The organism is Pseudarthrobacter sp. S9 (genome assembly GCF_050156545.1).
Taxonomy (GTDB): domain Bacteria; phylum Actinomycetota; class Actinomycetes; order Actinomycetales; family Micrococcaceae; genus Arthrobacter.
Window position 1 is genome coordinate 832,278 of sequence record NZ_CP189576.1, and the last position, 20,836, is coordinate 853,113.

A 20,836-nucleotide genomic window follows, 5' to 3' on the forward strand; every position below is an offset into this window, starting at 1 on the left:
CCGGTGTTTTATAGCGAATTTTGAGAGAAAGAGCGTCTGGTATGCAGGTCCATAAGTACGACGTCGTCATCGTCGGTGCCGGTGGCGCCGGGATGCGCGCGGCGATCGAATCAGGTCAGCGCGCCCGAACAGCAGTACTGACCAAGCTCTACCCCACCCGGTCCCACACCGGCGCGGCGCAGGGCGGCATGTGTGCGGCACTGGCGAACGTCGAGGAAGACAACTGGGAGTGGCACACCTTCGACACCATCAAGGGCGGCGACTACCTGGTCGACCAGGACGCCGCCGAGGTCATGGCGAAGGAAGCGATCGACGCCGTCCTGGACCTGGAAAAGATGGGCCTGCCATTCAACCGCACGCCCGAGGGCCGCATTGACCAGCGCCGTTTCGGTGGCCACACCCGCGACCACGGCAAGGCTCCGGTCCGCCGTGCCTGCTACGCCGCCGACCGCACCGGCCACATGATCCTGCAGACGCTGTACCAAAACTGCGTCAAGCACAACGTTGAGTTCTACAACGAGTACTACGTCCTTGACCTGCTGACCGTCGAGGAAGACGCTGTCCGCGAGGACGGCACCCCGTACAAGCAGAAGCGCGTTGCCGGCGTCGTCTCCTACGACCTCGCCTCCGGCGAACTGCACGTCTTCCAGGCCAAGTCCGTGGTGTTCGCCTCCGGCGGCGCCGGTAAGGTCTTCAAGACCACATCCAACGCCCACACCCTCACCGGTGACGGCATGGGAATCGCGTTCCGCCGCGGCATCCCCCTGGAGGACATGGAGTTCTTCCAGTTCCACCCGACAGGCCTCGCCGGCCTGGGCATCCTCCTCTCAGAGGCAGCCCGCGGCGAAGGCGCCATCCTCCGCAACTCCGAGGGTGAGCGCTTCATGGAGCGCTACGCCCCCACCATCAAGGACCTCGCCCCCCGCGACATCGTGGCCCGCTCCATGGCCAACGAAGTCCGTGAGGGACGCGGCTGCGGCCCGAACAAGGACTACGTGCTCCTTGACCTGACCCACCTTGAGCCCGCGCACATCGACGCGAAGCTGCCGGACATCACCGAGTTCGCCCGCACCTACCTGGGCGTCGAGCCGTACACGGAGCCGGTTCCGGTCTTCCCGACGGCGCACTACGCCATGGGCGGCATCCCCACGAACATCAGCGCCGAGGTGCTCCAGGACAACGACACCGTCATCCCGGGCCTCTACGCCGCCGGCGAGGTTGCCTGCGTTTCCGTGCACGGCTCCAACCGCCTCGGCACCAACTCCCTGCTGGACATCAACGTCTTCGGCAAGCGCGCCGGCATTGCCGCCGCGGAATACGCCAAGACCGCCGACTACGTGGAGCTCCCCGCCGACCCGGAGGGCTACACCCTGCAGCTGCTGGACCACGTCCGCACCTCCGACGGCACCGAAAAGGTCGCTGCGATCCGCAAGGAACTGCAGGACACCATGGATGCCAACATGCAGGTGTTCCGCACCGCCGACACGCTGAACCAGGTCCTCACGGACATCGCCTCCTTCGAGGAGCGGTACCAGCGCATCAGCGTCCAGGACAAGGGCAAGCGCTTCAACCTTGACCTGCTCGAGGCCGTGGAACTGGGCTTCCTGCTGGAGCTCGCCAAGGTCATGACCGTGGCGGCCCTGCACCGCGAGGAATCCCGCGGCGGACACTTCCGCGAGGACTTCCCCGAGCGCGACGACGAAAAATTCATGAAGCACTCCATGGCGTACAAGGATGAGCATGCCCCGGCGGACGGTTCCGCCGAGAGCATTGCCGGCATCCGGCTGGGCACCAAACCGGTGGTCTTTACGCGCTACGAGCCGATGGTGAGGAAGTACTAAGATGACCGCTGAACTTGCTGAGCCAGCCTCCAAGATCGAACTGCCCGCGCACGTCGGCGGCGGCGGGGACATTCCGTCCTTCGACGTGACCCTGCGGGTCCGCCGCTACAACCCGGAGGTCTCCGACGAGTCCACCTGGGACGACTTCAAGGTCACCATGTACGGCACCGACCGTGTCCTCGACGCCCTGCACAAGATCAAGTGGGAAATCGACGGCAGCGTCTCCTTCCGCCGGTCCTGCGCCCACGGCGTCTGCGGCTCCGATGCCATGCGCATCAACGGCCGCAACCGCCTCGCCTGCAAGACCCTCCTGAAGGACCTGGACACGTCCAAGCCCATCACGGTCGAGCCCATCAAGGGCCTGCCGGTGGAGAAGGACCTGATCGTGGACATGGAGCCGTTCTTCCAGTCCTTCCGCGAAGTCATGCCGTTCCTGATCAACCGCGGCCACGAGCCCACCAAGGAACGCCTGCAGTCCGCCGAGGACCGCGAACGGTTCGACGACACCACCAAGTGCATCCTCTGCGCCGCGTGCACCTCGTCCTGCCCGGTGTTCTGGACCGACGGGCAGTACTTCGGCCCGGCCGCGATCGTCAACGCGCACCGCTTCATCTTCGATTCCCGCGATGACGCCGGCGACATGCGCCTGGAGATCCTCAACGACAAGGAAGGCGTGTGGCGCTGCCGCACCACCTTCAACTGCACCGAAGCATGCCCCCGCGGCATCCAGGTCACGCAGGCAATCGCGGAGGTCAAGCAGGCCATTCTGTCCCGCAAGATCTAATAACCTCCTGCGGACGACGGCGTCACTCACCTTCCGGTGGGTGGCGCCGTCGTCCGTTCACCACCAGACGAAAGGGGACACGGTGTCCCGCTCCGAAAAAGTATCATTCAAGGGCTCCACCGGCGAGCTGCTGTCCGGCACCGTCGACATCCCGGAAGGCCCGGTGAAGGGCTGGGGTGTTTTCTCGCACGGCTTCACGCTGGGCAAGGACAGCCCTTCGGCGTCGCGCATGTGTAAGGCGCTGGCGGACAACGGGGTGGGTATGCTCCGCTTCGACAATCTGGGTCTCGGCGAGTCCGCCGGGCTGTGGTCGGAGGGCTCCTTCAGCCACAAGGTGGCGGACACCGTGAGGGCCGCCGAATTCATGCGGGAATCCGGCCGCCCGGTCTCCCTGCTGGTCGGTCACTCCTTCGGCGGGGCCGCTGTCCTGGCAGCCGCGCGGGAGATTCCCGAGCTCGACGCCGTAGCCACGGTGGGTGCGCCATTCTCGCCCAAGCATGTGGCCCACGTGTTCGATGCCGCCCTGGACCGGATCCTCAGCGAAGGAAGCGCGGAGGTGGACCTTGGCGGCAAGCGGGTGGAGATCCGCCGGCACTTCGTCGAGGACCTTGAACACGCCGACCTCACGGACTGCATCAAGCGGCTCCACAAGCCGCTTATGGTGCTCCACTCCCCCACGGACAACACCGTGGGGATTGAGAACGCGAGCACGATCTTCCAGACGGCACGGCATCCGCGCAGCTTCGTCTCCCTGGAAGGCAGCGATCACCTGCTGACCGGCAAGGGCCAGGCAGCCCGCGCGGCGAAGATTATTTCGGCGTGGGCCGATCAGTACCTCGACGCCTGAACGCTGCCGCAGCGGAGCGTTTGCGCTCCAGGGGCTCCACCGGCGTCCTGCCCGGCTGCACGTGGCGGGCGCCCCACCCCTTCGTGCCGGCAACGGGCCCGGTTCTCAGATCCTCTTCGCGGATCGCGGACCAGGCGGCGGACACCAGGTACACCTGGCTGATCAGGTTGAACCAGATGAGCAGGCCGATGATGATGGCAAAGGGCGCCAGGATGGGGTTCCGGCCGGCGCTGGCCAGGAGTTCGGCGCTGAAGATCTGCAACACACCGGTACCCGCCGCGGCGAGGATGGTGCCCTCCAGCAGCGCACGCCGGGCCAGCTTCAGGCCTCCGGCGAGCCGGAACATGATCAGGGCCGTGACCCAGCCGAGCAGGAGCGGCACTGCGATCTTGATGGAGGTGGTCAGCGGCCCGGCCACCAGCGGGTCAAGATGGAGCAGCTCAGCCACCCAGCCCGCGGCGGTGCCGAACACCAGTGACACGCCGGCGCTGATCACCAAGGTCACGCCGAGCAGCAGCAGGGTCCCGGCGTCGCGCAGTTTCAGCAGAACCGGGTTCATCTTCAGGGGGCTGAGCTGCATCACACCCCGCAGCCCTTCCCGCAGGCCCGCGATCCAGCCCAGCGACGTCACCACAGTCACCACCGCGGCGATCACGGCCGTCCAGCCCAGGCCGCTGGGATTCAGCAGGTCCTGCGGATCCACAAGGCCTTCGCGGCCGCCGACCTTCAACAGGCCGGGGGCACTTGCGGCGACACTGCTGACCACCCGGTCCAGCAGTGCCGGCTGACCGCGCAGCAGCAGCCCGGCGACGGAGAAGCCGGTGGCCAGCAGGCCGGTAATGGAGAAGAACATGTTGAAACCGATGCCGGCGCTCATGAGCGGGCCGTGCTGGAGGCTGTAGTGCCGGAAGGCCCGCACGGGTAAGAAGGCATTGAGCCGGGCCAGGAGCCACTGGACCATGGCCATCAGCGGCGCCAGTCCCCCGCCGCCGGAGCGGCGGGCCTTGCCCCAGTCGACTTTCTTCCGGATGACTTCCAGTTTCAGCCGGGCCAGCTCAGTGGGAAGGGGCGGCTCAGCGGGCGCCTGCTGCGCCGTCCCGGCTTCTGTCGTCGCGTTCGGTACCAAAGTCAAGCTCTTCCCGTAGCTGCCATATGCCGTTGTCGTCGTGCTCGTAAAGTCCCATGCTAGCCACCGGGAACGTGGCCCGGTAATCCTTCAGCACCGTTTCGGCCTCGTCGAGGCTTTCCGGCGCCACGTCATGGGCGATAGTGACATGCGGGTGGTACGCGAAGGGCAGCTCACGTTCCAGCGGTCCGGTCTGGAGCTGCTGGTGCAGGCTGACGCAGTCACCGAAGCCGTCTTCGACGTTGAGGAAGACTACCGGCGAGACGGGCCGGAATGATCCGGTGCCCGCGATGGTCACGGTGAACGGATCCTGTTTGCGCGCAATCTCGCGCACGTGGCTGCGCGTCGCCTCCCAGTCCTGGGTCATGGTGGTCGTGACCAGCGTGATGTGCGCGGGGATGACGCCCGCCATGGGGTCCCCGAAGGAGGCCCGCCAGCGCTGGAGGTCCTCGGCGATATCCGCCGGGAACCCCAGAATCACACCGATGCTCATGCCTTCGCTGCGTGTCTGCCCGTTTGACTCGGGAACACTGTCCGTCGCTTGAACCCCGTCCGGATAAACGCTCCCCGGGCGGGCGCTGCTGGCACGCGAGGTGTCATTCGCGGTGACTTTACTGACGGAAGACATCGGTCTAGCGGACTCCGGCCAAACTCAGCGACGGAAGGAAGCCCATGCGCTCGTACACCTTGCCGAGCGTGACGGAGGCGATCTCACGGGCGCGCTCGGCGCCCTGTGCCAACAGCCGGTCCAGCTCGGCCGGATCGGCCATGAGCTCGTGGGTGCGGTCCCGGAGCGGCGTGATGAAGTCCACCATCACCTCTGCCAGATCCGCCTTGAGGTGGCCGTACATCTTGCCCTGGTATTCGGTTTCAAGGTCGGTCACGGACTTACCCGTCAGCGTGGAATAAATCGTCAGCAGATTCGAGACTCCGGGCTTGGCCTCGGCATCAAACCGCACCTCCGTACCGGTGTCCGTCACGGCGGATTTGATCCGTTTCGCGGCGATCCTAGGGTCCTCCAGCAGCTGGATGGAACCGTTGGGCGACCCGCCGGTCTTGGACATCTTGGCCGTCGGACTCTGGAGGTCGTAGATCTTGGCGGTGGCCTTGAGGATGGTCGCCTCCGGCACCGTGAAGGTCTCACCGAAGCGGGTATTGAACCGCTGCGCCAGATTGCGGGTCAGTTCCAGGTGCTGCCGCTGGTCCTCGCCGACGGGAACCAGGTCAGTCTGGTACAGCAGGATATCCGCCGCCATCAGCGTGGGGTAGGCAAAAAGCCCGAGCGTTGCCGCATCGGCACCGGACTTCTGCGTCTTGTCCTTGAACTGCGTCATGCGGGACGCTTCGCCGAAGCCGGTGATGCAGTTCAGTGCCCAGGCGAGCTGCGCGTGCTCGGGCACGTGCGACTGCACGAAGAAAATGCTCTTGTCCGGGTCAATGCCGGCGGCGATGTACTGCGCAGCCACCACCCGGGTTCGTTTGGCAAGCTCGGACGGCTCGAAGTCCACGGTGATCGCGTGCAGATCCGGGATGAAGAATACGGCGTCGTATTCGGACTGCATGTCCACCCAATTGCGGACAGCACCGATGTAGTTGCCCAGGTGCAGGGAATCGCCGGTGGGCTTGGCCCCTGAGAGGATGCGCTTCTTGCTGGCAGGAATGGTTGAGCTAGTCATGTTGAGAAAACCTTTGGGGCTTAGAGCCGGTAGTCCACTACCAGCGGGGCGTGGTCGGAGAAGCGTGTGTCCCAGGACGGGGCCCGGTCAACAACGGCTGACAGGGCGGCGGCAGCGAGAGCGGGCGTGGCCATGTGGTAATCGATGCGCCAGCCGGTGTCGGTGTCGAAGGCCTTGCCCCGTTGCGACCACCAGGTGTAGGGGCCGTTGACGTTACCCGCCAGGCCCCGGTGAACGTCCTTCCAGCCGATTTCCTCGCCGAAGAAGCGGTCGAAGTAGGCGCGTTCCTCCGGAAGGAAGCCCGCACGTTTGACGTTGCCCTTCCAGTTCTTGATATCCAGCTCCGTGTGGCCGACGTTTAAGTCGCCCACCACCAGGGCATGGTTGCTGTGCCGCGCCAATTCGGGCAGGCGGTTGATCATGACGTCCAGGAACCGGTACTTGTCGTCCTGCCTCGGGGTGCCGGCCTCGCCGGAGTGCACGTAGGCACTGACCACGGTCAGCTGGGAGTCCTCGCCGTCGCCGTCCTGCACGGCGTAGTCGGCTTCGACCCAGCGGCCGGTAGTGGCGAAGTAGTCCTCGCCGATCCCGACGCGGGTGGCGAGGGGTTCGGCGCGGGAGGCAATGGCGACGCCGGCGCGGCCCTTGGCTTCGGCCTCGGCGTGAAAAATGAACCAGCCCTCGCCGAGCAGCTCATGGACGATCTCGTCAGGCGCGCGGACCTCCTGAAGGCACAGGACGTCCACCTCGCGCGGCTCCAACCATTCCGCCATGCCCTTCTTGTAGGCGGCGCGAAGGCCGTTGACGTTGACTGATGCGATGCGAAGGTGGTCCTTCTTCAATGCCGAGCTCACCCGATCCACTCTAGTCGATGATGGTTCCGCTGACGGGTTCGTCGGTTCCGCCGGAGGACTTGATCATGTCCCGCGCGTTGGTGGCGGTGATCTCGATGGTCTCCAGCGCCCGGCGGATCGTCTCCTGGTCCGAGGCGTCGCCCTTGGCGCGCTCCTGCTCCACGACGTGGACCTGCACCTGGACGATCTTGAAGGAGTGGTCGAGCTTCATGTCGCGGACGCCGTCGGCTTCGCGGCGGTCGCTGACGACGCGCGTGTTGCCATGGTCAACGCTGCCCGACGACGGCGCCCTGCCGGTCGCGGCGTTGAACGCGTTCTGTGCCTCGGCCAGCTTGGCCCCGGCCTTCCTGGCGGCCCTCTGGATGCTGAAGACCACGAACGATGCCAAGGCGAGCCAGAAGGCGGCGATGATCGCCACAACCCAGCCCACGACGTCGTTCTGGTTGGCCGCGAAGATGACCGCGACGACGAACGCGATGATGAACACCGTCATCCCGGGTCCGCTGATGCGCAACATGGAAAACCGGGCCTTGGCCGGGTTGGACGTGGAGTTAGGGTTACCCAGAGATCGCATGGGTCCATTGTCTCAAACGCGGGAGCCGCGCGGTGGCCGCTTCCACCCCGGGCGAACGCACACCCTGTCACCCCCTCCGTGGCGGGCGGGAACGGCTACTTCAGGAACAGCCGGCGAAGGCGACCCGTGGTGAGCAGGACCCCGAGGGCGATCATGACGACGTAGTAGCCGATGTGGAGGGCGGTGGCCGGGGTGAACACGCCCACGCTGATCTGGCGCAGCAGCTCCACCCCGTGCCACAGCGGCATTGCCTGGATCAGCCACTGGATGTACTGCGGATACACGCTGAGCGGGTAAAACGTGGCGCTGAAGAGGAACATCGGCAGCATTACAAAATTGATCCAGTCCATCTGCTGGAACGTCTTCATGAAGCTGGTGATCCCCATGCCGAAGCTCGCGAAGCCGAACGCGATCAGGACCGAGGCCGGAATCATCAGGACGGCCCACGGCGTCGTGATCAGCCCCATCACCCCCATCACGGCCGTGAAGCCGGTGGCGTACAAGAGCCCGCGCAGCAGGGCCAGGAAGATCTCCCCCATGGCGACGTCCAGCGGCCCCAGCGAGGTGTAGAGCATCCCCTGGTAGAGCTTGGCGAAGTTCATCTTGAAGAAGACGTTCCAGGTGGAATCGTAGACGGCACCGTTCATGGCGGAGACAGCCAGCAGCGCCGGCGCAATGTAGGCGGCGTAGGAAATCTCCTGCCCGCCGGGACCATGCACCGAGCCGACGATCGCACCCATGCCCACGCCCATGGAGATCAGGTACAGCACGGGCTCGAAGAAGCCCGAGAGCATCACCATCCAGTTGCTGCTCTTGGTGGCCATCAGCCCGCGGGCGACGACGGCGCGGACATTGCGCGAGTAGATGGGGCCGAAGTGGCGGTTGCGGGCGGCTTCCGTGACGCTGCTCATGCGCCCATCCTCTTCGAGAACTGGCGCTTGGTCAGGACCCAGCCAATAACCGTCAGGCCCAGCAGGAAGGCGAGGTGGACGATGGTGAGCAGCGGGGTCTCCCGGTAGCCGTAGCTAAACACCCGGCCCAGCTCGGTCCCGTGCCAGATCGGCGAAATCCAGCCGATCCAGCGCACGCCCAGGGGCAGCGTGTCCAGTGGAAAAAAGGTGCCGGAGAACAGGAACAACGGCGTGACGATGAACCGCATGACCATGGCGAACTGGCCCTTGTCGTCCTTGATGGACGCCGCATAGGCCATCAGTGGCAGACCAAAGGACAGCCCGGCCAGGGTCGCCACCAGGATCGAAACCCAGCCCCAGCCGCTGGGGGACGCCCCGAACAGGGCCACGACGGCGAAGTAGAGGGCTGACTGCAGCAGGAAGCGGACCGTGACGGCGATGATCTGGCCGCCGGCGATCTGCGCCGGAGTCAGCGGCGAGGCGTGGGGCCCGTAATAGACCCGCCGCCATTTGAAGCCGTCCATCACCGGAAACGTGAACTCGTTGGCCGCCGTCATGACCGCGGCCGAAATCAGCAGGGCCGGCGCGATGAAGGTCAGGTAGCTGACACCGCCGAAGACCCCTGCGCCGTTGGCCTGGACCAGCGTGGCGAGGCCCACGCCCATTGCGAAGAGGTAGGCGACCGGCTGCCCGACGCCGTACATGATGATGGTCCAGCCGTAGCCCTTCATGACCCGGAGGACCTGCTCGGCATAGTAGAGGGCCCCCCACCGGCGCGCGCGGGCCGCCGAGACGGCCGGCGAGTGGGCGCGCAGGGGCGCCGCCGTCGTGCTCCCCGCCGCTCCAGTAAGTGCTGCGCGCTCAGTCAACGAGGCTCCTGCCGGTCAGGCGCAGGAAGACGTCCTCCAGCGAGGACCGGCGCACCAGCGACGTCAGCGGCCGCAGCCCTCGGGCGGAGACCTGCTCCAGGGCGGCTTCGCCGTCGTGGGCGTAGATGAGCACCCGGTCCGGCAGGGTTTCCACGCGTTCGCCGATGCCTTCGAGCTCGGCGCCGACGGTCGCGTTGCGTTCCGAGCCGAACCGCAGCTCGAGGACCTCGCGGGTCGAGTATTCGCGGATCAGGCTGGCGGGGGAACCCTCGGCCATGATCCTGCCCTTGTCCACCACGATCAGGCGGTCGCACAGCTGCTCGGCCTCGTCCATGTAGTGCGTCGTGAGGATGAGGGTGACGCCCTGTTCCTTGAGCCGGAACAGCCGGTCCCAGAGGATGTGCCGGGCCTGCGGGTCAAGCCCGGTGGTCGGCTCGTCCAGCAGCAGGATGCGGGGTTCGTTGATGAGGGAGCGCGCGATCGTGAGGCGGCGCTTCATGCCGCCGGAGAGCGCGTCGACCTTGGACTTGGCCTTGTCCGTGAGCTGGGCGAACTCCAGCAGCTCGTCGGCCTTGGGCCGCAGGTAGCTCATCGGCAGGCCGAAGTAGCGTCCGTAGACCAGCAGGTTGTCCCGGACTCTGAGTTCTTCATCGAGGTTGTCCTGTTGCGGCACCACGCCCAGGTGGGCGCGGACTTCCGGCCCGTGGTCCTCCGGATCCAGTCCCATTATGGTCAGGCTGCCGGAGGTGCGCTGCGAAACCCCGCCGATCATTTTCATGGTGGTGGACTTGCCGGCACCGTTGGGACCCAGCAGCCCGAACGCCTCGCCGGCCGGAACGCTGAAGGAAATGCCGTCGACGGCGGTGATGTCGCCGTAGCGCTTGGTCAGGTTCTTGGCGGTGATGACGTACTGCGGCGAACCGGTTCGGGTCTGCTCTCTGGACTGTTCTTCGTTGGACACAAGTTCAGGCACCCACCCAACGTTAGTACGCACGTTCGAACAAAGAAAGAGTCAGGTCTCAAAAAATCCATTCGATTTCCGAGGTCCAGGTGAGGGGCCGGCGCGGGGCGGGAAAGTGACAAAGTCCAGGAAGCCGGGCCGCGGAAATCCGCCGGGATCTCCGCGTGACCAGGCTCCGGTGCGCGATTACTTTCCGTCGCCGCGCAGGACCTGCAGCCTCTCCCGGTACTCCTTCTCATCGATTTCCCCGCGGGCATAGCGTTCGCGCAGCACGCCTTCGCCGCCCTGCGTGGCGGCCCAGCGGCGGTTGCTCCGCCAGGTGCGCCGGCCGATGAAGATCAACAGGCCGATGACCAGGATCCAGAACAGCGGGAACAGCAGGAACCACGGCGAGAACCCGCCGTCGTGCCAGGGCGCGTAGGTTGCTGCGGCGATCATTGAAGTAAGCATGTCAGTCGTCCAAACTCTCGGTTCAAGCCGTTTTCCGGCTCTGCAATAGAGTCTTCTCCGCCGGCGCTCCCCGCGCGTCCGCCGAGGGGAGTCACTTCAACCCTGCCCCGTACTCCGGCGGGAGACCGGCCGCTGCGCCGCTAGCCTGTCCAGCCCGGGCGGACCAGGCCCGATTCGTAGGCGAGGACCACCAGCTGGGCCCGGTCCCGGACCAGCAACTTGGCCATGATCCGCGACACGTGGGTCTTCGCCGTCAGCGGGGTGATGAAGAGCCGCTCCGCGATTTCGGCATTGTTCAGTCCCTCGCCCACGAGCTGCAGCACTTCCCGTTCACGCCCGGTGATCTGGTCCACCGCCTTGGGCGGGCTGGCCGCCCGGGACTGCACCGCCAGCTGGGCCATGATGCGCCGCGTCACCGACGGCGACAGGAGGGCGTCGCCGTCGTGCACCACGCGCACGGCGCGAAGCAGTTCCTCCGGCTCGGTGTCCTTGACGAGGAATCCGGCGGCACCGGCGCGGACGGCTTCGGCGATGTACTCGTCCAGTTCGAACGTGGTCAGGATGATGACCCGCGTTCCGGGAAGCCCTGGATCGGCGAGGATCCGGCGGGTCGCCTCCAGCCCGTCTCCGTGCGGCATGCGGATGTCCATCAGGACAACGTCTGGTTTGTCCCGCGCCGCGAGCCTCACTGCGTCCTCGCCGGTGCCGCATTCAGCCACCACTTCCATGTCCGGCTCGGCGCCCAGGAGGGCCCGGAACCCGGCGCGGATGAGCGTCTGGTCATCGGCGATCAGGATGCGGATCATCGCGGTTCCTCCCCTGGCACGCCGGGACGCGGCGCCCCCGGACCCGGCACCTCAGGCAGCGGAAGGGCCGCCCGCACCCGCCAGCCCGGGTCCAAGGGCAGGAACTCCACGGTGCCGTCCAGCGCGGCCGCCCGTTCCCGCATGCCGGTCACACCGTTCCCGGCGGGGGCGCCGGCTGCGCCGCGGCCGTCGTCGTCGACCGTTACGGTGAGCCGTCCGGCATCCGGCCCGGCGGAGGGAGCCTCAAGCACGACGTCGGCCCGGCTGCCTCCTGAGTGCCTCACCACGTTGGTCAGCGCCTCCTGCACGATCCGGTAGGCCGTCTCCTGCACCGCTCCGGGGATCGGCCGGCCGATCCTTTGGTCCAGCCGCACGTCGAGCCCGCCGCGGCGCGCGTTGTCCGCGAGTTCAGGCAGTTTCCGGAACCCGGGCGCCGTGGCTGGGCGGAGCGGGGCATCGTCACGCAGCACGCCCAGGAGCTGGCGGACCTCGTCCAGGGATTCCTTGCTGGCCGTCTTGATGGCTTCCAGGGCAGGGCGGAACTGCTCCGGATCCCGGTCCCCCAGATGCAGCGCCACCGAGGCGCGGACGTTGATCATGGAGAGCGAATGGGCCACGACGTCATGGATGTCACGGGCGAGCGCCACCCGGTATTCGTCCCGGGCGGCCTGCTCCCGGGATTCCTGCTGGCGGTGCCTCTCCGCCACGCGTTCGCCGCGCAGCCGGGCTCCTTCCCCCAGCAGCACCAGGATCACCAGCCAGGACGTTCCCGCCACGGCACGGATCAGGGCACCTTCATCGCCGCTGGCCAGGAAGAACGCAACCAGGGCCGCGGCGCAGGCACCCACGACCGTCCACGTCTGCCACCGCCTGCCCGCGGCCGCCGAGAACACGATGGCCACGGCCGGTGAGAGCAGCACCGGTCCCCACGGATATCCGGAGGCCAGGTAGATGATGGTCGCCGCGGCGGCCATGGGAAGCATGGCTGCCGGTGCCCGCCGCCGGAGGGACAGCGCCGCCGGCCCGGCCAGCAGCAGCACGAACGCCAGCACGTCCAGCGGCCGGTGATCAGGCTGCCGTGCCGCGGCGAAAACCGTGCCGACCACCTGGACCACGGCCACCGCAAGCACCACAAAGCTGGGGGGCGGACCCGGGAATCGGCGCTGCATACTCCGAGCCTAGCTGCGGAGCCGCCCGGCGTCGTCTGCCTAACGAGGTAGGGCGCCTACTCCCGCGGGAGTAAGCGCCCTACCTTCCGTGCCGGGACCTCCGGTACCGGGGCCTCTTAGGCGATCCCGGCCTGGCGTTCCGCGGTTTCCACCACGTTGGCCAGCAGCATGGCGCGGGTCATCGGGCCCACGCCGCCTGGGTTCGGGGACAGCCACGCGGCGACACCCGCCGCAGCGGGGTCCACGTCTCCGGTGACCACAGCCTTGCCGTTGCCGTCATCGACACGGCTGACACCGACGTCGAGCACGATTGCCCCGGGCTTGAGGTCTCCCGCCTTGATCATGTGCGGCTGGCCCGCGGCGGCGATCACGACGTCGGCCTGACGCAGTTCCGCGGGCAGGTCCACCGTGCCGGTGTGGGCCAGGATGACCGTGGCGTTGACGTCCTTGCGGGTCAGCAGGAGACCCACCGGCCGGCCGATGGTGACGCCGCGGCCCACGACGAGGACCCGCTTGCCGCTGAGCTTGATCCCGTGCCGGCTCAGCAGCTCCACACAGCCCTTCGGCGTGCAGGGCAGCGGGGACTTCATGGGTCCGCCGACGTTGGCCACGAGCCGGCCCAGGTTCATCGGGTGCAGGCCGTCGGCGTCCTTCTCGGGATCCATGGCCTCCAGGATGACGTCCTGGTCGATGTGCTTGGGCAGCGGCAGCTGGACGATGTAGCCGGTGCATTCCGGGTTCTCGTTGAGCTCCCGGACCACGGCCAGCAGTTCCGCCTGGCTGGCGTCCTCGGGCAGGTCGCGCCGGATGGAGGTGATGCCCACCTCGGCGCAGTCCTTGTGTTTGCCGCCCACGTACCAGGTGCTGCCCGGATCGGAGCCGACCAGGATGGTGCCCAGGCCGGGTATGATGCCCTTGGCTTTGAGGGCGGCGACGCGCTCGGTGAGTTCAGCCTTGATGGTGGCGGCGGTGGCCTTGCCGTCCAGGACCTGTGCCGTACTTGCGGTCTCAGTCTTCATCCGGTCACCACTGCTCGTGCTGCGGGTACAGCGGGAAATCGGCGGCGAGCTTGTCCACTCGGGCCTGCAATGCCTCGACATCCGTGGCCGCGCCGGACTTCAGGGCGGTGGCGATGATGTCGGCAACCTCGGTGAACTCCTCGGCGCCGAAGCCGCGGGTGGCCAGGGCCGGAGTGCCGATGCGCAGGCCGGAGGTGACCATCGGCGGGCGGGGATCGAACGGCACGGCGTTGCGGTTGACTGTGATGCCCACCGAGTGGAGCAGGTCCTCGGCCTGCTGGCCGTCCAGCTGGGAATTGCGCAGGTCAACCAGGACCAGGTGCACGTCGGTGCCGCCGGTCAGGACGGAGACGCCGGCGTCGGCCACATCGGCCTCGCCGAGGCGCTCGGCGATGATCTTGGCGCCTTCCAGGACGCGCTCCTGGCGCTCCTTGAATTCCTCGGTGCCGGCGATCTTGAAGGCCACGGCCTTGGCGGCGATCACGTGCATGAGCGGGCCGCCCTGCTGGCCCGGGAAGACGGCGGAGTTGAGCTTCTTGGCCCACTCCTGCTTGGCCAGGATGACGCCGGACCGGGGGCCGGCGAGGGTCTTGTGCACGGTGGAGGTGACGACGTCGGAGTACGGCACGGGGCTCGGGTGCAGCCCTGCGGCGACGAGGCCGGCGAAGTGCGCCATGTCGGTCCAGAGCAGGGCGCCGACCTCGTCGGCGATCGAGCGGAAGGCGGCGAAGTCGAGGTGGCGGGGGTAGGCGGACCAGCCGGCGATGATCACCTGCGGCTTCTCGGCGATGGCCTGCTCGCGCAGCTTGTCCATGTCGATCCGGAAGTTGTCTTCCTCGACCTGGTAGGCGGCAACCTTGTAGAGCTTGCCGGAGAAGTTGAGCTTCATGCCGTGGGTCAGGTGTCCGCCGTGGGCCAGCGAGAGGCCCAGGATCTTGTCCCCGGGCGTGATCATGGCGGCCAGGGCGGCGGCGTTTGCCTGCGCGCCGGAGTGCGGCTGGACGTTGGCGTACTCGGCGCCGAAAAGGTCCTTGACGCGGTCGATCGCCAGCTGCTCGGCGACGTCCACGTATTCGCAGCCGCCGTAGTAGCGGCGGCCCGGGTAGCCCTCGGCGTATTTGTTGGTCAGGACGGAGCCCTGGGCTTCCATCACTGCGCGCGGGGCGAAGTTCTCGGAGGCGATCATCTCCAGGGTGCCGCGCTGGCGGCCAAGCTCCTGGGCCAGTACGGCGGCGATTTCCGGGTCGAGCTCGGCCAGCGGCTGGTTGCTCACGGCGGTTGAGGTGGCGGTGGTAGTAGTCACGAGGAACTCCTGGCTAGGCAACGGGTTCTGCTAAAGGTCAGGCTACCGGCTCGCCCGTTGCACCGCCCCTTGGTTACAGGCAGGTCCAGCAACGCCTGACGCCTCTGGGACGACAACAACGGGTCAGCAGCAACGATGCTGCCAACCGGTAAGACATGACCCTCGGCCCAGGCGTACGATCCGTGGTCTTCGTGAGTGCCGCTCCCTGATGGTTAGCCATCCAACGCCAGTTGCGACGCGTTAAGACTACCAAAACAGGGCCCCGGGCGCGGGTAGGCTGTTCATCGTGACTGACGAGAAGCTGACTGCCTCCTACATCCTGACTCTTTCCTGCCCGGACCGGCCAGGAATCGTGCATGCCGTCGCCGGCGCCCTCCTCGTGGCGGGCTGCAATATTACGGACTCACAGCAGTACGGCAGCCAGAGCACCGGCACCTTCTTCATGCGGGTCGAGTCCACGACGGCGGCCTCCCTCGCCGAGCTGCACGCCGCCCTTGAGCCCGTGGCCCAGGCCTTCGGGATGCAATGGAGCCTGAACCCGGCGGGCCGCAACGTCCGCACCCTGCTGATGGCCAGTACCTCGGCGCACTGCCTCAATGACCTGCTGTTCCTGCAGCGCTCCGGCACCCTGCCGATCGAGATCCCGGCCATCGTGTCCAACCACCGGGACCTGGCCGGCCTGGCGGAGTTCTACGGCATAGCGTTCCACCACATCCCCGTCACACCGGACACCAAGGTCCAGGCCGAGGATGCCCTCCGCGCGCTCATGGCCGAGCACGACATCGAGCTCACGGTCCTGGCCCGTTATATGCAGATCCTGTCCAACGAGCTGTGCACCGAGCTCACGGGCAAGGCCATCAACATCCACCACTCCTTCCTGCCGTCCTTCAAGGGTGCCAAGCCCTACCACCAGGCGCATGCCCGGGGCGTGAAGCTCATCGGAGCCACGGCGCACTACGTCACGGCGGCCCTGGACGAGGGGCCGATCATCGAGCAGGAAGTCATCCGGGTGGACCACCGGCGCACCGCCGAGCAGTTCGTGCAGATGGGCCGCGACGTGGAGGGGCGTACACTCGCCCAGGCCGTGCAGTGGCATGCCGAACACCGCGTGCTGCTGGACGGCAACCGGACCGTCGTCTTCAACTGACGCTGGTCTTTTGCCCCCGCGGGTTCTTAACTGGAACCATGGCAGCTATGCGGGAGGACCAGCTGGCCGGGTTCGTCTTCCTGCTCAAGTCAGAGGGCCGGCGCTCGGTGCTCGGCCTCGATTGCGGACCCGGCACGGACGGGCTCCTCTTTGTCCAGTCCGGCATCCATTTCACCGGCGTGGATCCATCGGAGGAACACATCCATTCGGCGCGTGCCCGGGGGCTGGAAGCGACGGTGGCGCACGCCGCGGCACTGCCCTTCGCGGACTCCGCGTTCCCCTCCGTGTGGGCGGTGGACGCACTGGCGGGGCTGCCACCGGAGCGGTGGGACGACGTCGTCCGCGAGCTGGGGCGCGTGGCCGAACCCGGCGCCCCGATCGCCGTCGTGCTCCCGGAGCCTGGCGAGGGCTTCGGGGAGGGCTTCACGGTGCTGCGCTCCCCCGAGTGACCCCTGGCTCGTCCCCAACACCCTTGAGCTATCAGTTGTGGTCGTTCTCAGCGCTCAGAACGGCCACAACTGATAGCTCAACACCTGCGGGCGTGTCCTAGGCTTGGGGCATGGCTCCCCTTTACGCTTTCGCCGGTGACACCCCGGCCGTCCACGACTCCGTCTTCATCGCGCCGACGGCGTCGGTGATCGGCAAGGCCACGCTGGCCGAGAACTCGAGCGCCTTCTACGGCGTCTCCGTCCGCGCGGACACCGCCGCCATCACGGTGGGCGCCGGGACCAACCTGCAGGACAACGTGGTGCTGCATGCGGACCCCGGATTCCCCTGCTCCGTCGGCGCCCGGGTCAGCGTCGGCCACAGCGCCGTGGTTCACGGCTGCACGGTCGAGGACGACTGCCTAATCGGCATGAGCGCCACCATCCTCAACGGCGCGGTGATCGGCGCCGGGTCCCTCGTGGCGGCCGGTGCCGTGGTGCTGGAGGGGACCGTGGTGCCGCCCCGCTCGCTCGTCGCCGGGGTTCCGGCCAAGGTCCGGCGGGAACTTAGCGACGAGGAGTTCGCGGGCGTGCAGCACAACGCCGCGCACTACCAGGAGCTGGCGCAGGCACACCGGGAGATGCACGGCTCCTGACCGCCGGGGCAATCACCGCCGGGCAATCACCGCAGGCAACCGCCGCAGGCAGTCACCAGCCCCGGGCAACAGGGAGGCTCAGTCCAGCGGGATCGGACCTATTTCCTCGAGCAGCTCCCCCGGCCCCGGATTCCCGGACGCCGATGAGCCGCCGAGGTGGTTGACCACGCCCCAGACAGCGTTCAGCCCCGTTGTGACGGCACCTTCGGCCCAGCCGGCGGTGAAGGAGACGTCGTCCCCCGCGAGGAAGATCCCGCGCTGTTCCGCCGGCAGCCGGTCCTGCTTGAAGTGCGTGAAGAGGCGCTGCTGGTAGCGGTAGTGCCCGGGCAGGTTCGCCTTGAAGGCCCCCATAAAGTTGGGATCCGCTTCCCAGGAGACGGTGATCGGCTGTCCTACGATGTGGCTGGCGATGTCCACGTCCGGGTAGATCTGCTCGAGCGAGTGCAGCATCAGCTGGACCCTCTCCTCGGCGGAGAGGGCCAGCCACTTCAGCGCGTCGTCGTTCCAAGTGTAGGAGAGCAGGATCACCGCCGGCTTGTCCGGTCCGTTGTCCAGCAGGTACGTGGCGCGGTTGAGCCGGTCCGTCAGCGTCATGGACAGGACCTCGCGGCCGGTCGCGGGGTCGATGTCCTTCCAGAACGGCCGGTCCACCATGACGAAGGTCTTGGAGGACTGCATGTAGTGGGAGCGCTCGATCGCGGTCCACAGCTCCGCGGGAAACAGTGTCTCGTCCGTGTGGATGCGGGTGGACAGGAGCCATGACTGGCACGTAGTGACGACGGCCGGGTACGCCGACTCGCGCCCCCAGCGTTCCCGGATGCGGAAGTCGCCGCTCCCCTCGCGTGCGATCCGGTCCACGGCGCCGCGCGGGGCGCCGGCGTTCAGTGACGCCAGGGATGTCCCGTCCGGCCAGTGGGCCATGCCCGACGGCGCGTGCTGCCACAGTGCCTCGGGGAGCCTTTGCGCACCGCCGGCAATGAGGCGGTGCTGGTCATCGGCGTCGGTGTAGACGACGCGCAGGATTTCCAGGATGGAGTTGGGGAAGTCGGTGTCCCAGCCGCCCGTGCCGAAGCCCACCTGGCCGAAGGCCTCGCGGTGGGCGAAGCCGGCTTCCTTGAACGAGTCGCTGCCGGCGATGAAACCGTAGAACGTCTGTTCGTCCAGCTCCGGAAGCAACGCGTTCCAGAGCTCCTTGATCCGGGCGGTGTCCCGGGCCCGGATGGCATCCTGCATCTGGCTGAACTTGGCGCCGTCGTTGACGGCCGCCTTCCACGCGTCCGCCACCTCCAGGAAGAACGGCGGGAGGTCCGCCGCGGTGGTGGCGTAGTGCTTCTGTCCCGCAAGCTCGATCACCGTGCTGGAGGTCGCCGCCGCCAGCGGGTTCGGGAATTCCTGGGTCTCAAGCCCCAGCAGCTCCACATAGTGGTAGAAAGCCTTGCCGGAGACCGGGAAGCGCATCCCGCCGAGGTCGGCCACCACGCCGGGCGCGGAGGGGAAGCTCGCGGTCCTCAGGCGGCCGCCGATCTGGTCGGCCTCGTAGATGACCGGGCGCAGGCCCAGCTTCATCAGCTCGTAGGCGGTGACAAGCCCGGACAGCCCTGCGCCGACGACGGCGACCTCCGTCCCGTACAGTTCGGGCGGGACGGAGCCCAGTCCGTCCGGATGGGCCAGGAAGTGGTCGTAGCTGAACGGGAAGTCCGGATTCAGCATGGTGATCGGCGCTTCGGCCTGCAATGTGGCAGCAGGGCTGACGCCTGCTGGCCGGGTCTGCGCCGGATCTGAGCCGGTCTGGGCCGGTTCGGGGGCCGGCAGTTCGGTGGCGATGGTCATGAGATGTCTGCCTTCGTCGGTTCCGGGGTGGGTGTTGTGGTGGATGGTTTGCGGCTTGATAGTTCACGGTATTCCTCGTGGCTCAGTGCGGCCACCCTGGAGTGCTTGCGGCCGTAGCCGAAGTAGGCTGCCAGGCCCACGAGCATCCAGCTTCCGAAGACCGCCCACGTCTCGGCGCCGAGGTTGGCCATGAGGTAGGCGCACATGAGGGCGCCGAGGATCGGCGTCAGCGGAAAGAGCGGGACGCGGAAGCTCCGCTGGAGCTCCGGTCGGGTGCGCCGCAGGTAGATGACGGCCACGTTGACCAGGGCGAAGGCGAAGAGGGTGCCGATGCTGGTGGCGTCCGCCAGTGCGCCGAGCGGCACCAGGCCGGCGGTCAGTGCGACGGCGGTGCCGACGATCAGGGTCCCGGCAACCGGGGTGCCGGTCCGGGGCGAGACCCGGCCGAAGATTTTGGGGACGAGTCCGTCCCGGGCCATCGACAGCAGGATCCGGGTCTGCCCGTAGAGGACCGTCAGCACGATGCTGGCGATGGCCAGGACGGCGCCGACGGCGAACAGCACCCCGACCCACGGCTGGCCCGTGGTTTCCTCGAGGATCTTCACGAGTGCCGCTTCGGTGCCGTCGAACCAGCCCCAGGGCCGGGCACCGATGGCTGCGACGGCGACCAGCACATAGATGCTGGTTACGATCAGCATCGAGAGCAGGATCGCCCGCGGCAGGTCGCGCTTCGGGTTCCGGGCCTCCTCGCCGGCCGTGGATGCGGCGTCGAAACCGATGTAGGAGAAGAAGACCCTGGATGCGGCGGCCGAGACGCCGGCGGCGCCCATCGGCATCAGCGGCTCGAAGTGTCCGCCGTTGAAGGCCGTGAAGGCCACGGCGCAGAAGAACAACAGGATGCCGACCTTGATCAGGACGATCACGGTGTTGATCCAGGCGCTTTCCTTGGCGCCACGGACCAGCAGGACCATGGCGAGGACCACAATGACGATCGCGGGTGCGTTGAGCACACCGCCGTCGCCGGGCGGCTGGGAGATGGCGTCCGGCAGGACCTGACCGAAGACCGCCAGGGTTTCATTGACGTACTGCCCCGCTCCGACGGCGACGGCGGCCACGGAGACGGCGTACTCCAGGACCAGGCACCAGCCGCAGATCCAGGCCATCCCCTCGCCCATGGTGGCGTAGGTGTACGAGTAGCTCGAACCGGCGGCAGGCACCAGGCCTGCCATCTCGGCGTAGGAGACGGCGGAGAGCAGGGCGGCGAGTCCGGCGATGGCAAAGGAAATCCAGATGGCCGGGCCGGCGAGCGGCACCGATTCGCCCAGGATGACGAGGATGCCGGTGCCGAGGGTGGCGCCGACGCTGATCATCGTCAGCTGCAGCACGCCGAAGCTGCGGACCAGGCGCGTCCCGCCGTGTCCGGTTTCGGCCTCGCTGACCAGTTGGCCGATCGGCTTGCGGCGGAGCAGCTGAGCCGTCAGGCCGGGACGGCTCGTGGTGGCCGGCGGCCGTTCCTCAATAAGAGTTGGCGCAGTCATCGTTGACGTCCGTTCTTCAGTAGTGGTCGGTTTCCCCTCGTCCAGCCTAG

General features: G+C 67.2%; 21 protein-coding genes and 1 riboswitch. Of the genes, 6 read left to right on the plus strand and 15 right to left on the minus strand.

Features of this window, described 5'->3' with window-relative positions:
* The first annotated feature begins 41 nt into the window (after positions 1-41).
* From sdhA to ACQCSY_RS03905, 3 genes are all read left to right on the plus strand, one after another.
* Entirely contained in the window at positions 42-1,841 is a 1,800-nt protein-coding gene (gene sdhA, locus ACQCSY_RS03895; RefSeq protein ID WP_427133353.1) for a succinate dehydrogenase flavoprotein subunit, read from the plus strand.
* Position 1,842: 1 nt separating this feature from the next.
* Complete coding sequence (locus ACQCSY_RS03900; protein WP_427133355.1) at positions 1,843-2,625, plus strand: succinate dehydrogenase iron-sulfur subunit; 783 nt, start codon at positions 1,843-1,845, stop codon at positions 2,623-2,625.
* Positions 2,626-2,707: 82 nt separating this feature from the next.
* Positions 2,708-3,472, plus strand: coding sequence for an alpha/beta hydrolase family protein (locus tag ACQCSY_RS03905; RefSeq protein WP_427133357.1), 765 nt, complete (start codon positions 2,708-2,710; stop codon positions 3,470-3,472).
* On the opposite strand, the gene ACQCSY_RS03910 is transcribed toward ACQCSY_RS03905, so the two are convergent.
* From ACQCSY_RS03910 to glyA, 13 genes are all read right to left on the minus strand, one after another.
* A complete protein-coding gene (locus ACQCSY_RS03910) occupies positions 3,435-4,439 on the minus strand; it encodes a YihY/virulence factor BrkB family protein (RefSeq protein WP_427135664.1) in 1,005 nt (334 codons plus the stop codon). The genes ACQCSY_RS03905 and ACQCSY_RS03910 overlap by 38 nt on opposite strands.
* Positions 4,440-4,545: 106 nt before the next feature.
* Entirely contained in the window at positions 4,546-5,091 is a 546-nt protein-coding gene (locus ACQCSY_RS03915; RefSeq protein ID WP_427133358.1) for a 2'-5' RNA ligase family protein, read from the minus strand.
* 139 nt (positions 5,092-5,230) lie between these two features.
* Positions 5,231-6,274 carry a tryptophan--tRNA ligase gene (gene trpS, locus ACQCSY_RS03920; protein ID WP_427133359.1) on the minus strand — a complete coding sequence of 348 codons (1,044 nt, stop codon included), beginning with the start codon at positions 6,272-6,274 and terminating at the stop codon, positions 5,231-5,233.
* Positions 6,275-6,294: 20 nt separating this feature from the next.
* Complete coding sequence (locus ACQCSY_RS03925) at positions 6,295-7,128, minus strand: exodeoxyribonuclease III (RefSeq protein ID WP_427133360.1); 834 nt, start codon at positions 7,126-7,128, stop codon at positions 6,295-6,297.
* A gap of 10 nt (positions 7,129-7,138) precedes the next feature.
* Positions 7,139-7,702: a hypothetical protein gene (locus tag ACQCSY_RS03930; RefSeq protein ID WP_427133362.1), complete on the minus strand. Its 564-nt coding sequence runs from the start codon at positions 7,700-7,702 to the stop codon at positions 7,139-7,141.
* A gap of 95 nt (positions 7,703-7,797) precedes the next feature.
* Entirely contained in the window at positions 7,798-8,613 is an 816-nt protein-coding gene (locus ACQCSY_RS03935; RefSeq protein WP_427133363.1) for an ABC transporter permease, read from the minus strand.
* A complete protein-coding gene (locus ACQCSY_RS03940; protein ID WP_427133365.1) occupies positions 8,610-9,482 on the minus strand; it encodes an ABC transporter permease in 873 nt (290 codons plus the stop codon). The genes ACQCSY_RS03935 and ACQCSY_RS03940 overlap by 4 nt, the downstream gene beginning before the upstream one ends.
* On the minus strand, positions 9,475-10,443 hold the full coding sequence (locus ACQCSY_RS03945; RefSeq protein WP_427135666.1) for an ABC transporter ATP-binding protein: 969 nt from the start codon (positions 10,441-10,443) through the stop codon (positions 9,475-9,477). Before ACQCSY_RS03945 ends, ACQCSY_RS03940 begins: the two co-directional genes overlap by 8 nt.
* Before the next feature lie 186 nt (positions 10,444-10,629).
* Complete coding sequence (locus tag ACQCSY_RS03950; protein ID WP_427133367.1) at positions 10,630-10,893, minus strand: SHOCT domain-containing protein; 264 nt, start codon at positions 10,891-10,893, stop codon at positions 10,630-10,632.
* A gap of 140 nt (positions 10,894-11,033) precedes the next feature.
* Positions 11,034-11,699, minus strand: coding sequence for a response regulator (locus tag ACQCSY_RS03955; RefSeq protein WP_427133369.1), 666 nt, complete (start codon positions 11,697-11,699; stop codon positions 11,034-11,036).
* Entirely contained in the window at positions 11,696-12,868 is a 1,173-nt protein-coding gene (locus ACQCSY_RS03960) for a sensor histidine kinase (RefSeq protein ID WP_427133370.1), read from the minus strand. Before ACQCSY_RS03960 ends, ACQCSY_RS03955 begins: the two co-directional genes overlap by 4 nt.
* 116 nt (positions 12,869-12,984) lie before the next feature.
* Positions 12,985-13,887 carry a bifunctional methylenetetrahydrofolate dehydrogenase/methenyltetrahydrofolate cyclohydrolase gene (locus tag ACQCSY_RS03965; RefSeq protein ID WP_427133372.1) on the minus strand — a complete coding sequence of 301 codons (903 nt, stop codon included), beginning with the start codon at positions 13,885-13,887 and terminating at the stop codon, positions 12,985-12,987.
* 4 nt (positions 13,888-13,891) lie between these two features.
* The gene (gene glyA, locus ACQCSY_RS03970) at positions 13,892-15,190 is read right to left on the minus strand and encodes a serine hydroxymethyltransferase (RefSeq protein ID WP_427133374.1); all 1,299 of its coding nucleotides are present in this window, start codon (positions 15,188-15,190) and stop codon (positions 13,892-13,894) included.
* Between the two features lie 158 nt (positions 15,191-15,348).
* A riboswitch (ZMP/ZTP riboswitch) is annotated at positions 15,349-15,434 on the minus strand.
* 42 nt (positions 15,435-15,476) lie between these two features.
* Between glyA and purU the strand changes: the two genes are divergently transcribed.
* From purU to ACQCSY_RS03985, 3 genes are all read left to right on the plus strand, one after another.
* Positions 15,477-16,337, plus strand: coding sequence for a formyltetrahydrofolate deformylase (gene purU, locus ACQCSY_RS03975; RefSeq protein ID WP_427133376.1), 861 nt, complete (start codon positions 15,477-15,479; stop codon positions 16,335-16,337).
* A gap of 38 nt (positions 16,338-16,375) precedes the next feature.
* The gene (locus ACQCSY_RS03980) at positions 16,376-16,786 is read left to right on the plus strand and encodes a class I SAM-dependent methyltransferase (RefSeq protein WP_427133378.1); all 411 of its coding nucleotides are present in this window, start codon (positions 16,376-16,378) and stop codon (positions 16,784-16,786) included.
* Positions 16,787-16,896: 110 nt separating this feature from the next.
* A complete protein-coding gene (locus ACQCSY_RS03985; RefSeq protein ID WP_427133379.1) occupies positions 16,897-17,418 on the plus strand; it encodes a gamma carbonic anhydrase family protein in 522 nt (173 codons plus the stop codon).
* A 78-nt stretch (positions 17,419-17,496) separates the two neighbouring features.
* Here the strand turns inward: ACQCSY_RS03985 and ACQCSY_RS03990 are convergent, their stop codons facing one another.
* Entirely contained in the window at positions 17,497-19,248 is a 1,752-nt protein-coding gene (locus tag ACQCSY_RS03990) for an FAD-dependent oxidoreductase (protein ID WP_427133381.1), read from the minus strand.
* Positions 19,245-20,786, minus strand: coding sequence for an amino acid permease (locus ACQCSY_RS03995; protein WP_427133383.1), 1,542 nt, complete (start codon positions 20,784-20,786; stop codon positions 19,245-19,247). Before ACQCSY_RS03995 ends, ACQCSY_RS03990 begins: the two co-directional genes overlap by 4 nt.
* Between the last annotated feature and the right edge of the window lie 50 nt (positions 20,787-20,836).

What these genes read in the sequence shown, in the direction of transcription:
- ACQCSY_RS03990 (WP_427133381.1), bottom strand. Translation starts at nt 19,248, where the DNA reads ATGACCATCGCCACCGAACTGCCGGCCCCCGAACCGGCCCAGACCGGC.
- ACQCSY_RS03960 (WP_427133370.1), bottom strand. Translation starts at nt 12,868, where the DNA reads ATGCAGCGCCGATTCCCGGGTCCGCCCCCCAGCTTTGTGGTGCTTGCG.
- ACQCSY_RS03915 (WP_427133358.1), bottom strand. Translation starts at nt 5,091, where the DNA reads ATGAGCATCGGTGTGATTCTGGGGTTCCCGGCGGATATCGCCGAGGAC.
- ACQCSY_RS03910 (WP_427135664.1), bottom strand. Translation starts at nt 4,439, where the DNA reads ATGGCCATGGTCCAGTGGCTCCTGGCCCGGCTCAATGCCTTCTTACCC.
- ACQCSY_RS03935 (WP_427133363.1), bottom strand. Translation starts at nt 8,613, where the DNA reads ATGAGCAGCGTCACGGAAGCCGCCCGCAACCGCCACTTCGGCCCCATC.
- sdhA (WP_427133353.1), top strand. Translation starts at nt 42, where the DNA reads ATGCAGGTCCATAAGTACGACGTCGTCATCGTCGGTGCCGGTGGCGCC.
- ACQCSY_RS03950 (WP_427133367.1), bottom strand. Translation starts at nt 10,893, where the DNA reads ATGCTTACTTCAATGATCGCCGCAGCAACCTACGCGCCCTGGCACGAC.
- ACQCSY_RS03900 (WP_427133355.1), top strand. Translation starts at nt 1,843, where the DNA reads ATGACCGCTGAACTTGCTGAGCCAGCCTCCAAGATCGAACTGCCCGCG.
- trpS (WP_427133359.1), bottom strand. Translation starts at nt 6,274, where the DNA reads ATGACTAGCTCAACCATTCCTGCCAGCAAGAAGCGCATCCTCTCAGGG.
- ACQCSY_RS03965 (WP_427133372.1), bottom strand. Translation starts at nt 13,887, where the DNA reads ATGAAGACTGAGACCGCAAGTACGGCACAGGTCCTGGACGGCAAGGCC.
- ACQCSY_RS03980 (WP_427133378.1), top strand. Translation starts at nt 16,376, where the DNA reads ATGGCAGCTATGCGGGAGGACCAGCTGGCCGGGTTCGTCTTCCTGCTC.
- ACQCSY_RS03930 (WP_427133362.1), bottom strand. Translation starts at nt 7,702, where the DNA reads ATGCGATCTCTGGGTAACCCTAACTCCACGTCCAACCCGGCCAAGGCC.
- ACQCSY_RS03955 (WP_427133369.1), bottom strand. Translation starts at nt 11,699, where the DNA reads ATGATCCGCATCCTGATCGCCGATGACCAGACGCTCATCCGCGCCGGG.
- ACQCSY_RS03995 (WP_427133383.1), bottom strand. Translation starts at nt 20,786, where the DNA reads ATGACTGCGCCAACTCTTATTGAGGAACGGCCGCCGGCCACCACGAGC.
- ACQCSY_RS03985 (WP_427133379.1), top strand. Translation starts at nt 16,897, where the DNA reads ATGGCTCCCCTTTACGCTTTCGCCGGTGACACCCCGGCCGTCCACGAC.